We start from the raw sequence: 12,496 nt of genomic DNA, 5'->3' as shown, positions 1-12,496 counted from the left end.
GTGTCACTTCACGTCGACGAAGTCACCCGCGGCGGTGGCCGCCGGGGTCGTCGAGGTGCCCGCGAAGACGTAGCGGTAGTAGCCGTCCACGGACGCCTTGACCGTGGTCTTCAGGCTGCCGGTGGTGCTGCTCTTGATGGTCTTCACGGTGGTGTAGGTGCTGCTGTTCTTCTTGCGGAACTGCAGCTTCACGGGCTGGGTCGAGTAGCCCGCGTAAGAGCCGTTGTCCCAGTTGGCGCGGGACAGCTTGCCGGTGACGGTGAGGGTCTTGCCCTTCTTCACCGGCTCCGGCGCGGCGTTGACGGTCAGCTTGGAGAGGCGCTGGAGCTTGGCCGTGGTCAGCGCCGAGCTCTCGATGAAGCCGACCTTGCTGAAGTCGATGTCGTCCGCGAAGGGGTCGACGTCGTTCCAGTCGACGATGTAGCCGGCCGCCTTCCAGCCGGTGGCGTCGGCGTTCTCCAGCTCCTCGCCCGGGAGGATGTCGATCGTGCCCGTGCAGGTGGCGACCGTGGCCGAGGTGTTGGAGCAGCTCGGGTAGTAGTCACCGAGGAGGAGGTTGGCCGGGTTGCTGTACGAGCCGCGGTAGAGGATCACGTCGAGCTCGGTGTCGCCCGCGGTGACGTCGACGCCCGCGCCGTGCGTCACCTTGAACTTGACGGGGACGCGGACCTTGCCGGACGTTCCCGCCACGATCGGCTTGCCGTTGTTGACGCTGACGCCGGTGAACCTGGCGTCCAGGGCGTACGGGGTGCCCGTGCCGCCGGTCGCACCGGTGAAGGTGCTCCGGCCGGAGGCGGCGGCGTGCAGCGCCTCCAGGGTGTCGAGGCGGTGGTGCGCGTCGCTGCCGACGGCCTGTGCGGCCGGCACGACGAAGGCGGAGAGGGCCACGGCGCCGGTGACGGCGACCACGGTGGCGCGTATGCGCATGTATGTCCCAAGGGGATCAAGGGGCTCTGCGGACGGATGCCTCCGGTGAGCCCGAATGGTTCGGCGAGCCTGCTCGGCTCGCCTGGTCAGATGTCTGAAGCCGGGGAATGGTTGTACGGCCGCCGGACGTCGCGGTGTGTGCCGTCGCGGCCGGCGGTCGTGCTCACTTGACGTCGACGAAGTCACCGGCGGTCGTGACCGCCGCGGTGACCGAGTTGCCCGCGTAGGTGTAGCGGTAGGAGCCGTCCGCCGTCGCCTTGACGGTGGCCTTCAGGCCGCCGGTGGAGCTCGTCCTGACGGTCTTCACGGTGCTCCACTTGGTGGAGCCCTTCTTCTTGTACTGCAGCTGTACCGGCTGGGCGCCGTAGCCGCCGAACTTGAGCGTCTCCCAGTCGGCGCGCGTCAGGGAACCGGTCACGGTGAGCGTCCTGCCCTTCTTCACCGGCTCCGGCGTCGCGTTGACGGTGAGCTTGGTGAGGCGCTGGAAGTAGAAGTGACCGGCCTTCTCCTTCCACACGAAGTCACCGTCGTTGGCGTCGATCCACGCGTCGACGTACCAGGTGCCGGCGTTCTTGTTGCTGAGGTAGTCGGTCCGCGGGTCGACCTTCACCGAGGCGGTGCACGTGGAGGTCGTGGCGTTGACCTTCTTGCAGGTCGGCGTGCCGGTCATCTCGAAGCCGTAGTCGGGGCCCTTGAGCGAGAAGTGCTCGGCGCCCTTGATGCCGGAGTCGTCCGTCGCGGTCACGCTGATGGAGATGGTCTTCGCCGCGTTGGTGGAGACGGGCACCTTGTTGTCGCCGTCGACGACGACCTTCGTGATCCTGACATCGCCGAGTCCGCCGTCGCCCGGCGCCGCCTGCGCGGCGGGAACGGCCAGGCCGGCGAGGGCCAGAGCGCCGAAGGAGACCGCCGCGGTGGCACGGATGCGCATGTGTTTTCCCCCAGTTGAGAAACATCACTCCCTCGAGAAGACTCGTACCCCAGTCCGACGGTTGCACGTTCGATGGGGAAATCACGGAGAAAATGTGAGCGCCCCCGCAGACGTTCCGCGAGGGCGCTCGTCGTCGTGTCCGTGCGGGCGTCAGTCGAACCAGCGGTCGCGGGCCAGTTCCTGAGTCCGGGTCGGGTCCTCCAGCAGGGCCGCGACCTCGAACCGGCGCGGCCACTGCCCGGCCGCCCACGCGAGTCCGGCGGCGACGCCCTCCAGGGTGGCCGCGTGCAGGACGCCGCCGTCCGTCAGCCGCCAGTCGATCTCGACGCCGTCGACGACCAGTTCCTCGTGCTCGACGTAGGTGGCGGGCGTGCGCGGGCCGAGGAGCACCCGCACCGGCTCCGGCACGTCGTGCTCGACGCCCTCGGAGTCGACCTCGCCCGTGACGGACTCGCTCAGCCGCCGCACCTGGAACAGCTCGGCCAGTTCGGCAGCCCGCGACGGCCGCACGGGCAGCAGCGGGACGCCTCCCGTGAAGGGGAGCAGATCGGGTGAGTCGACGACCACGGCGTCGGCCGCGTCCACCACCTCGACCCGGCCGTCCACGACGGCCCTCAGCTCGTCCGGCAGGGTGACCTGCTCCGGATCCAGCTCCGCCAACGCCCCGTACAGACCGTGCAGTTGCGCAGAGGTGACGGAACGGTCGGGATCGCAGAGACGGTCCAGGAGCTCGGCGGCGCCGCCGGGCTCGTCGAGGAGGGCGGCCACCGAGGTGCGCACCCCCAGCGCCCGCAGCACCTGCTCGTCGTCGAAGCCCGTGGCGTCGGCCTCGTCGTACAGGCCGCGCAGCAGCGGGTCGCCGCCGAAGGCCAGGAGTCCGGCCGGCCGGCGGCCGTCGAGAACCGGGTTCCCGCGCAGCCACCAGGCCGTGTACGGACGTACCGTCTCATGCGTGCCGTCGGGCAGCAGGACGCGCAGCGGCTGCACCAGGGCGTCCCGCAGCGGCGGCTGCGCGAGCAGGGCGAGGGCCTGCGGCCAGCGGTCCTCGTCGACGAGGTCGAGATCACGCACGGCGACCAGCTCGGTGGCGACCGGAGGCACCGGGCTGTCGGGGAAACGGTCGAGGACGTCCTCGCACCACACGTCGACGGCGTCCAGCAGCCCCGCGTCGTCCGGCTCGGCGAAGTCCCCGTCCCGGGGCTCCAGTTCGTCCGGGTCGAGGACGACGTCGGTGGCGCGGACGAGCGCGAAGTCGGCGAGGACGCCACAGGCGGCGAGCGGCTGCTCGCCCCACTTCTCCGCCAACTCCGCGTCGACGAAGGCGACTTCGTCTTCCCGGATGACGGAGGCGAACGCACTGCCGGGCAGCACGAGCTCACCGGCGGGCACCAGTTCGCCCTCGTCGTCGGGAAGGGCGAGCGCACCGAGCCACGGCTCGTCGCCGGGCTCCAGACCCGCGTCGCGGACGAGCGCGAGGACGGCGTCGGCGAGCTCCTCCGCGTCCGGGGCGCCCTGGTCGTCCCAGGCGCCGCCGTCGTCGTCCAGCGACGCGGCGACGGCGGCCCGCACCTGAGGGGTGGTCAGGACGGCCCGCGGAGTGGCGGGCAGCGCGCCCAGCTTCTCCAGCAGCGGATGCGCGGCGTCCTCGTGCGCGACCTTCAGACCGAGCCGGCCGAGGACGTCCGCGTCGAGTCCGGCCGAGTCCGGGGTGGGCAGCAGCACCTGGCGCGGACCGATGGCCGTACGTCGTCCACCGCCGCCGCCGAAGGCCTCCACGGCGCCGCCGGCCAGCGGCACGGGCAGCCCGGTGAGCCGGTCCGGGTCGACCCCGGCCAGGCTGTCGTAGAGCCGGTGCCACCAGCCCGGCTCCCTGTCCAGACCGGCCAGCCGGTCGACGACGTCCGCGAGCGGGATCCGCGCGACGCCGAGCGTGCGCAGCTCGACACGCCGCTCGAGACCGGCGGGCAGCAGCGTCGGCAGCACCTCCGCCAGCACCCGCACCGTGTCGGCGCCGGCGCCCTCGACGACCTCGGCGTCCCGGGGACGCAGGGCCTCGGGCAGCCCGACCGCGTCCTCGCCCTCGTCCACGCCCTCCTCCGGCACGGGCGCGACGGCCGGCGGCAGGAACGCGGTGCGCGGCAGCAGCTCCAGGACGGCCTGGCGCAACGCCCCGTCCAGCGCCCCCTTGCCCAGCGGACCGGGCACCAGGTCGATGATCCCCGGCCCCACCGGCCGCCAGCCGGCGAGGAGTTCGGCGTACGCCTCGGCCGCCCGCCGCACCAGATGGTCGGTCAGCGGACCGGGCGCCGCGTGACGGCGGGTGGTGTCGAGCGGGAAGGACGCGATGAGCAGGGCAGGCAGCCCCAGCGGCTCGTCGCTGGGAGTGGGCGCGTGGACGACCGGCGTGGTGCGGGGCGCGACGGGCGCGCCCTCGTCGTCGACGGGCACCGCCCAGGTGACCGACCAGTGAGGACGCAGCCGCTCCTCCACCGGACGGTCGGCGAGCAGTTCGGGACCGAGGGGGCCGTGCGCGGCGGCGGTCCGCCACCGGGTGACGCCCCGCTCGGTGTCGGTGACGACGGTGAGGTCCCCGTCGGCGGAACGGCTCAGGGTGCGCGCGGCGCCGTCCCCGATCTCCACGACGACCTCCTCCAGGCCCGGCAGGGCCAGCAGGAGGGCGTCGTCGACCGCGGTGAGCAGACGCTCGGCGAGATCGGCCGCCGCAGCGTCGCGCAGCGGGAGGATGACGGCCGTGTCGTACGGGTCGGGGGCCGTGCCCTGGGCCGCGAAGGGCAGCCGCAGCAGGGGCACGTGTCCGTCGCGCCGCCGCACCTCGTCACCGAGGCCCGGACTGTGCCGGGCGGTCTCGGAGGCCAGCGACCGGGCCTCCGCCAGATCCCAGCGGACACCACCGTGCCGGCCGACCACGGCCGGCTCGTCGGTGACCGCGAGGACGGCGGCGAAGCCGACGCCGAACCGCCCGACGGCCACGGCCGACTGCCGCTCCTCCCGCTTGGCGGAGGCCCGCAGCGTGGCGAGGGACTCCACACCGGCGGCGTCCAGGGCCGCGCCGGTGTTGGCGGCGACGAGAACGCCGTCCCGCAGGGTGAGACGCAGCCGCCCCGGCACCCCGCCCCGGGCCGCGGCGTCGGCGGCGTTCTGCGCCAGCTCGACGACGAGCCGGTCCCGGTACCCGCCGAGGACGAGATCCTCCTCGGCGTTGGCGTCCTCCCGGAAACGGGCGGGACTGGTGGCCCAGGCGTCCAGCACTCCACGGCGCAGGCGTGCCGTGCCGAACGGATCCGCGCCCTCGGGCGCCGGCCGCACGAACTTGCTCACGTTCACTCTTCTCCTCGGCGTGAGGACGAAGGTACCGCCCGCGGAAGCGACCGCGTCCCCCGCTCCGGCCCGGCCCGGCCGCCGGACAAGGACGAGGCGCTACGAGTGGCCGAGCTCCGCCGCGTCCTCGTCGGCCGCGGTCGGGACCGAGCCCGAGTCGGCGGCCGGGCGCAGCGGGAACGGGTCGACCCGGGTCTCGTCGACCACCGGCGGGGCGGGCCGGGGCGGCGTGGGCATCACCGCAGCCTCCGAGTGGCCGCCGCAGCCGTACGCCAGCGAGACCACCCGGCCGTCGGCCGGGGAGAACTCGTTGGCGCAGACACCGAAGGCCTGCCCCAGCGAGCCGCCGATACGGGCGAGGAAACCGCAGCTCACACAGGACGCGGGGGCCGCCTGGGCCATGGGCGTCTTCGGGCCGAAGCCGTCCTCCCAGCGGTCGGCGGCGGTGTGCAGACCGTAACGGGACAGCACCCGGGCCCGGCGCAGGCCCAGCTCCTCGGCCACCGCGGCGATCGTGCCCCGGACCGGGATCGTCGGCAGCTTCGCCGGCGCGGCCGGCGTCACGTCCGCGTCCTCCGCCTCGGCCAGCTGCGCCATCTCCTCGGAGACGGGCGAGTTCGGCAGCGGCTCGTCCTCCCCGCTGTAGCCCGGCTCCAGGCGCAGATCCTCCGCGTCCGTGGGCAGCAGGTCGCCGGGGCCCATGTCGCCGGGGCGCAGCCGCTCGCTCCACGGCACCCACTCGGGCGCCAGCACGGCGTCGGGACCGGGGAGGAGCACCACCTCGTCCAGGGTGACGATCTTGGCGCGGGACGCCCGCGCCACCGTCGCCGCCCAGCGCCAGCCCCGGTAGCCCAGCTCCTTGCACTCGAAATAGTGGGTGACCACACGGTCGCCCTCCGAGACGACGCCCGCATGCTCACCGACCACGCCGGGGGCGGCCGCCTCCTCGGCTGCGGCGCGGGCGAGGTCGACGGCCTCGGCGCACAGGCGGTCGGGGGTGCGGCTTCGCGTGGTCGCTGCGCTCACAGGTATCGCTTCTCTCCTACGCCGTCTCTCGGTGCGCCCCTCAAGGCGGCGGGTGCGGACGGAGCGGCTGGGGGTACCTCCCAGGCCTGAGGCACTGGGGGAGCGCCGCGTCGACGTCCGCGCCCGATCGCGCTCGGGCGCGCCTGCTGTCATCCATTCTGCGGGATGGCCGGGAGGCGCGCGGCCGAGAACAATCGCCACGGCGCGCTACGCACGCTACCTTCTCGCGGACGCTCGGCCTACACCGACGGGACGTTTCCCACCCACCGGAAGCCCCCGAAGCCCTCTCGAAGCGTTCCCCGAACCCTCCCGAAGCCCTTCCCGAAGGGTTTCCCGAACCCTGTCGAATCCCTCCCGCAGTTCTCCGAAAGCCCCCTGAAGCCTTCCGGAAGCCCTCCCGAAGCCCTCCCGGATGCGCTCCCGGATGCGCTCCCGGATGCGCTCCCCGAGCGTCGCAGGAGATGATTTCCGGGGCGGGCCGACGGGACCGGGCCGCCTCCCGGACGGCCGGGCGCGCCCACCGGCACACGGCCATACGCGCGGTAACCGCACTATGCACGGCTTTCTCGGGGCACTATGACGGGGTGGCAGCCGCGAGAACACCCCAGGGCGCCACCGGGATCGGTGCGACGAAGGGGACCAAGGGGAGGAGCAGAGTGAGCGGTTCGGGCCGGATGAGCGGGTCCGTCCGCGCGATCGGCCGTGCCCTGCACTTCCCGTTCACCGGCACCGCCCGCGGGATCAGGAAGGCGACCCACGCGCACGGCGCCGGCGAGTCCGGCCTCGGCAAGCTGATCGAACTGCACGGGGTGAACGGCGCCGGCGACGTCATGATCACCGTCGCGCTCGCCTCCACCGTGTTCTTCTCCGTGCCCACCGACGAGGCGCGCGGCCGCGTCGCCCTCTACCTCGCCATCACCATGGCCCCCTTCACCGTCCTCGCCCCGGTGATCGGCCCGCTGCTCGACCGGCTCCCGCACGGACGGCGCGCCGCCATGGCCGGCGCGATGTTCGCCCGGGCGCTCCTCGCGCTCGTCCTGTCCGGCGCCGTCGCCACCGGCAGCATCGAGCTGTATCCGGCCGCGCTCGGCGTGCTGGTCTCCTCCAAGGCGTACGGGGTCGTCCGCAGCGCCGTCGTGCCCCGGCTGCTGCCCCCGGGGTTCTCCCTGGTCAAAGCCAACTCGCGGGTCACCCTCGGCGGTCTCCTCGCCACCGGCGTCGCCGCGCCCGTCGGAGCGGGGCTACAGGCGCTCGGCCCGCGCTACCCGCTCTACGGCGCCTTCGTGATCTTCGTCGCGGGGACGTTCCTGTCCTTCTCGCTCCCCGGCAAGGTCGACTCCGCCAAGGGCGAGGACGTGGCTCTGCTCGCCGCCGACGAGCAGCACCTGCACGGCCCTCACCGGCAGCAGCTGAAGCGGCCCGGCCTGCGGACCGTCGGCATCGCCGTCACCCACGCCCTCGGCGCCAACGCGGCCCTGCGCTGGCTGTCCGGGTTCCTGACCTTCTTCCTGGCGTTCCTGCTGCGCGAGCACCCGCTCACCGGGCAGAGCGCGGCCGTGTCGCTGGGCATGGTGGCCGTCTCCGCCGGCCTGGGCAACGCGCTCGGCACGACCGTCGGGGCATGGCTGCGGTTCAGAGCACCCGAGGTGATCATCGTCGCCGTCGTCGCCGTCGTCCTCGGCGCGACGATCACGGCGGCCGCGTTCTTCGGCGCGTTCCTGGTGGCCTGTCTGGCGGCGGTCGCCGGCTTCTCCCAGGCCCTCGCCAAGCTGTCCCTGGACGCGCTGATCCAGCGGGACGTCCCGGAACTCGTCCGCACCTCGGCGTTCGCCCGCTCCGAGACGATGCTCCAGGTGTGCTGGGTGTTCGGCGGCGCGGTCGGCATCGTCATGCCGCTGAACGGCGCGCTGGGCCTGTCGGTGGCCGCCGCGGTCGTCGCGCTGGGCTGGGTCACCACCGCCCGCGGCCTGCTGTCCTCGGCCCGCCACGGCGGCGGCGCGAAACCCCGCGTGGCGTAACCGCGCGGCGTGACACACAGCCACGCCGCACCCCACGTAAAGGGGCGGCCGGGCGCGCCCGATAGCCTTCCGCCATGACCACGATGACCCGCGGCGGAGCCGCTGATGTACCTGGCGCTGTGCGACGCCGCCGCGTCGTCGCCGCCGCCGGCGCCGTTTGTGCCGGACTCCTCGTCCTGTCGGCCTGCGACAAGCCGACGCCGCTGTCCACGATCACCGTCGGCCGCGACTCGGTCAGCGCCGAGGCCACCTGCGGCGGAGAGGGCAAGGCCCTCAAGGCCGCCGATCTGGCGAAGTGCCTCGCGGACAAGGACATCAAGTCCATCAGCGTCGACCCGGACGAGACCGTCCGCTTCGGCGTCGACCCCGACGTGGCCGACAAGCGCTGGACGATCCTGATGAACGGTCAGCCGCTCACCGAGGACAGCGACAAGACCTACCGCACGATCCCGGGCAGCGTGTTCTTCAACGCCCAGTACGGCGCCCAGGGCGACTCCACGCTCGTCACCATCAAGGCGGGCGACGGCAAGAAGCAGAGCCAGGCGGCGACCGGCCTGTGGTCCTTCAAGCTCAAGAAGGACGACTAGTCACGTCCCCCGTACGCGTCCTCGTGGCCACCGCGGTCCCCGCCGAGCGGGACGCGGTGGCCCGGGCGTTCCCCGAGCCCGGCCGTGAGCTGCACCTGCCCGGCGTGGTCCTGCACCGCCTGCACGGCCCGAGCGGGACCTTCGACCTGCTCGCCGCCGGGGTGGGCCCCGCGCTCGCCGCCGCGTCCGCCTCCGCCGCGCTGACCGCCGCACGGTACGAGCAAGCCCCGTACGACCTGGTCGTCTCGGCCGGCATCGCGGGCGGCTTCCTGCCCGGAGCGCCCGTCGCCTCCCTCGTCGTCGCGGACCGGATCACCGCCGCCGACCTGGGCGCGGAGACCGCGGACGGCTTCCTGCCGGTCACCGAGCTGGGCTTCGGCAGGGTCACCCACGTCCCGCCCCCGTCCCTCGTCCGGGTGGCCGCGGACGCCACCGGGGCCGGCGTCGGCACGATCCTGACCGTCTCCACGGTCACCGGCACCGCGTCCCGGGCCGAGGCCCTGCGCGCGCACCACCCCGGCGCCCTGGCCGAGGCCATGGAGGGCTTCGGGGTCGCCGAGGCGGCCGACGCGCACGGCGTCGCCGTCGTGGAGATCCGCGCGGTGTCCAACCCCGTCGGCCCCCGCGACCGGGCCGCCTGGCGCATCGGCGACGCGCTGACCGCGCTGACGACGGCGTTCGGGAAGCTGGCACCCGTCCTCGAGAGTTGGAACCGGCATGACGACCAGTGAGCGGCCCCTGCGGATCGCGTACTCCCCCTGCCCGAACGACACCTTCGTCTTCGACGCCCTGGCGCACGGCCGCGTCCCGGACGCGCCCGCGCTCGACGTGACGTTCGCGGACATCGACGTCACCAACGGCATGGCCGAGCGCGGCGAGTCGGACGTGCTGAAGGTGTCGTACGCGGTGCTGCCGTACGTCCTCGACACCTATGCGCTGCTGCCGTGCGGGGGCGCGCTGGGCCGGGGCTGCGGTCCGCTGGTGCTGACCCGCGAGGACCCCGGGGCGGGGGCGGGGGACGCCGTGCGGCCTTCCGGCGGCGCCGGGCTCAGCGGCCGCACGGTCGCCGTGCCGAGCGAGCGGTCGACGGCGTACCTGCTGTTCCGGCTGTGGGCGGCGGAGCAGGTCCCGGGGGGCGTCGGCGAGATCGTCGTCATGCCGTTCCACGAGATCATGCCGGCCGTGCGCGACGGGAAGGTCGACGCGGGCCTGGTGATCCACGAGGCCCGCTTCACGTACCGGGACTACGGGCTGCACAAGCTCGCGGACATGGGCGAGCACTGGGAGGCCACGACCGGTCTGCCGATCCCGCTGGGCGCGATCATCGCCAAGCGGTCCCTGGGCGCGGAGACCCTCGACCGGCTCGCCGGCTCGATCCGCGCGTCCGTGCGCGCCGCCTGGGACGACCCGGAGGTCTCCCGGCCGTACGTCATGGAACACGCCCAGGAAATGGATCCGTCCGTCGCCGACCAGCACATCGGCCTGTACGTCAACGAGTTCACGGCCGGACTGGGCGAGGACGGCTACGCGGCGGTTCGCGGGCTGCTGACCCGCGCGGCGGCCGAGGGACTGCTGCCGCCCCTCGGCCCGGGTGCGCTCGATTTCCCCTGAGGGACCGGCGGTTGTCCGCTCAGACGTCCAACTGGTCGGCGACGGCGCGCAGCAGACCGGCGATCTTCTTGCCGGACGTCTTCTCCGGGTAACGGCCCTTCTCGAGCATCGGCGTGATGTTCTCGAGAAGGGTGGTCAGGTCCTGGACGATGGAGGCCAGTTCGTCGGGCTTCTTGCGCTGCGCCGCGGCGACCGAGGGGGTCGGGTCGAGGATGACGACGGAGAGCGCCTGGTCTCCGCGCTGACCTGCGACGACGCCGAACTCCACACGCTGACCCGGCTTCAGTGCCTCGACACCGGCGGGGAGGACCGAGGAATGCACGAAGACGTCACCGCCGTCATCGCGGGAGAGAAAGCCGAAGCCCTTCTCACTGTTGAACCATTTGACCTTGCCAGTCGGCAAAGCACACGCTCCCTCGATCGCTCCCGGACTGGCCGGACACCCTTGATCTGCCGTTGAGACAGCCTACCGGGGGTCTCTCCACCTCAACACGCCTTAAAACGAGACTGAGCCCCTGCCAGGGAGCCAAGGGCGCAAAGCGGTGCAGGAAGTGTGAGGGGCTGCCCGATGTGCCGGTAGAGGGTGGCGCGGGAGACTCCAAGAGCCTTGGCAATGGCGGAGACGCTTTCACCCTTGTTTTTCTTTCCCGTCCGGGAGTTCGGTCTGGCCGCGTTCCCGGCGAGCGGCCGGCCGACCACGACGAGCAGGCGGGTGTCAGCGTCGATGACGACCTGGTGGTTGGTGGAGTACCGGTAGTTCTTCGACCGCTCGGCGATGGTGTGATCCCGGGTGTCGTCCGCGAGCTGGCGCAACGTCACGTTCGTTCGCCGGTACGCCGCGACCGGCAGAGCCCGGTCTTCCGGCGGAAGGCTCCACGGCCGCCCCTTGCGGACCGCGTCCGCGCCCTCGCACCGCTGGCGAGGTAGCGCAGACCAGTCGTCGGGAAACTTGTCTCAGCGCTCGGAATCAGCTCTGGAACCGCTCCGGAGAGCAGTCGGGCGGGTCGACCACGACCCGCCGACACCAAGGCCAGTGGTATGCGGGCCGGTGACGAGACGTCCCCCGGTTGTTCCTTCGGGCGGGGAACTACCCTGGTCGGGTGCGTGACAAAACCCAAACGAATTCCGCCGCTCCCGGTGACCGACTGATCCGTGCCGGGGCCATCGTCTTCTTCGTCGGCGCCGTGGCCACCCTTGTCACGGTCGCCCCGCTGTTTCTCGGCACGACGCCCTTTCCGACCTACATGTTCGGGCTGAGCATGCTCATGGGCGTCGGATTCCTGATCGCGGGCGCGGGAGTTCTGCGGTCCGTCGCCGCGGGCCGGCGTCAGGCGCGGGGCGCGGCCGGTTAGGAGTCCGCGTCGTCGAGGTGGCCGGCCAGCCAGGCGGGGAACTCGGTGAGGTCGGCGAGCACGACGTCCGCGCCGGCCGTCCGCAGCTCCTCCGCGCTGATCGGGCCGGTCGGCACGGTCACGGACAGCGCCCCCGCGGCGCGCGCGCCGAGGACGTCGCCGATGTGGTCGCCGACGTAGACGCTCGCGCCGTGCTCGCGCAGGGCCAGGGCCTTCTGCTCGGCCCAGAGGTCGCCGATCAGCGCGTCGGGCCGCAGGTCCAGGTGTTCCATGTGCAGCCGGGCGTTCGGCTCCCACTTCGCGGTGACGACGATCGCCCGCCCGCCCGCCGCCTGGACCGCCGCGACGGCCTCGCGGGCGCCGGGCATCTCGAGGCTGCCGCCGACCGCGAACGCCGGGTAGAGCTCACGGTAGAGAGTGGCCACGGCGGGTATCTCCGGGGCCGGGAACCAGTTCCCGATCTCCTCCTCCAGCGGCGGCCCCAGCCGCGTCACCACCAGGTCGGCGTCGACGTACGTGCCCGTTCTCGCCGACAGCTCCGCCCAGCAGGCCCGGATGCCGGGCCGGGAGTCGATCAGGGTCATGTCGAGGTCGAAGCCGACGGTGAGGGCGGGAGAGACGGTCATGGGGGCCATTGTGCCGGTGGGCCCGAGCGGCACTCGACCTGCCCGGCGCCCTCGCGCGACTTCGGTTGTTTCCCGCGTT

Annotated in this window: 11 protein-coding genes and 1 pseudogene; 5 read left to right on the top strand and 7 right to left on the bottom strand. The window is 72.8% G+C overall.

Translation table 11 applies throughout. The features are described from left to right. Positions 1 to 3 precede the first annotated feature (3 nt). The 4 genes from OHS82_RS23295 to OHS82_RS23280 form a co-directional block, all read right to left on the bottom strand. A complete protein-coding gene (locus tag OHS82_RS23295) occupies positions 4 to 927 on the bottom strand; it encodes a hypothetical protein (RefSeq protein WP_057579079.1) in 924 nt (307 codons plus the stop codon). A gap of 163 nt (positions 928 to 1,090) precedes the next feature. Further along, on the bottom strand, positions 1,091 to 1,858 hold the full coding sequence (locus OHS82_RS23290) for a hypothetical protein (protein ID WP_057579082.1): 768 nt from the start codon (positions 1,856 to 1,858) through the stop codon (positions 1,091 to 1,093). A 150-nt stretch (positions 1,859 to 2,008) separates the two neighbouring features. Then, complete coding sequence (locus OHS82_RS23285) at positions 2,009 to 5,197, bottom strand: sacsin N-terminal ATP-binding-like domain-containing protein (RefSeq protein WP_057579403.1); 3,189 nt, start codon at positions 5,195 to 5,197, stop codon at positions 2,009 to 2,011. A 99-nt stretch (positions 5,198 to 5,296) separates the two neighbouring features. Next, the gene (locus OHS82_RS23280; RefSeq protein ID WP_057579084.1) at positions 5,297 to 6,223 is read right to left on the bottom strand and encodes a DUF3027 domain-containing protein; all 927 of its coding nucleotides are present in this window, start codon (positions 6,221 to 6,223) and stop codon (positions 5,297 to 5,299) included. Between the two features lie 584 nt (positions 6,224 to 6,807). Between OHS82_RS23280 and OHS82_RS23275 the strand changes: the two genes are divergently transcribed. The 4 genes from OHS82_RS23275 (at position 6,808) to OHS82_RS23260 (ending at position 10,439) form a co-directional block, all read left to right on the top strand. Further along, entirely contained in the window at positions 6,808 to 8,241 is a 1,434-nt protein-coding gene (locus OHS82_RS23275) for an MFS transporter (protein ID WP_199863792.1), read from the top strand. A gap of 74 nt (positions 8,242 to 8,315) precedes the next feature. Continuing rightward, a complete protein-coding gene (locus tag OHS82_RS23270) occupies positions 8,316 to 8,828 on the top strand; it encodes a DUF2771 domain-containing protein (protein ID WP_199863793.1) in 513 nt (170 codons plus the stop codon). Positions 8,829 to 8,851: 23 nt separating this feature from the next. Further along, positions 8,852 to 9,559, top strand: coding sequence for a futalosine hydrolase (locus tag OHS82_RS23265; protein ID WP_242433159.1), 708 nt, complete (start codon positions 8,852 to 8,854; stop codon positions 9,557 to 9,559). Next, the gene (locus OHS82_RS23260; RefSeq protein WP_328434402.1) at positions 9,546 to 10,439 is read left to right on the top strand and encodes a 1,4-dihydroxy-6-naphthoate synthase; all 894 of its coding nucleotides are present in this window, start codon (positions 9,546 to 9,548) and stop codon (positions 10,437 to 10,439) included. Before OHS82_RS23265 ends, OHS82_RS23260 begins: the two co-directional genes overlap by 14 nt. Before the next feature lie 19 nt (positions 10,440 to 10,458). Here the strand turns inward: OHS82_RS23260 and OHS82_RS23255 are convergent, their stop codons facing one another. Both OHS82_RS23255 and OHS82_RS23250 read right to left on the bottom strand, forming a co-directional pair. Then, positions 10,459 to 10,842 carry a cold-shock protein gene (locus OHS82_RS23255; protein ID WP_057579095.1) on the bottom strand — a complete coding sequence of 128 codons (384 nt, stop codon included), beginning with the start codon at positions 10,840 to 10,842 and terminating at the stop codon, positions 10,459 to 10,461. 188 nt (positions 10,843 to 11,030) lie between these two features. Beyond that, positions 11,031 to 11,371 (bottom strand): annotated as a pseudogene (locus tag OHS82_RS23250) (IS5/IS1182 family transposase); the annotation flags it as partial. Positions 11,372 to 11,539: 168 nt separating this feature from the next. On the opposite strand from OHS82_RS23250, the gene OHS82_RS23245 reads away from it, so the two are divergent. After that, positions 11,540 to 11,791, top strand: a complete 252-nt coding sequence (locus OHS82_RS23245; RefSeq protein WP_057579097.1) for a hypothetical protein — start codon at positions 11,540 to 11,542, stop codon at positions 11,789 to 11,791. Here OHS82_RS23245 and OHS82_RS23240 read toward each other — a convergent pair. Next, complete coding sequence (locus OHS82_RS23240; protein ID WP_057579099.1) at positions 11,788 to 12,426, bottom strand: HAD family hydrolase; 639 nt, start codon at positions 12,424 to 12,426, stop codon at positions 11,788 to 11,790. The two genes, OHS82_RS23245 and OHS82_RS23240, sit on opposite strands and share 4 nt — an antisense overlap. Positions 12,427 to 12,496: the final 70 nt, after the last annotated feature.

It is taken from the genome of Streptomyces sp. NBC_00425 (assembly GCF_036030735.1).
Classification (GTDB): domain Bacteria; phylum Actinomycetota; class Actinomycetes; order Streptomycetales; family Streptomycetaceae; genus Streptomyces.
Note: the sequence above shows the minus strand (reverse complement) of the source record. Positions and strands in the feature narration are given on the sequence as shown.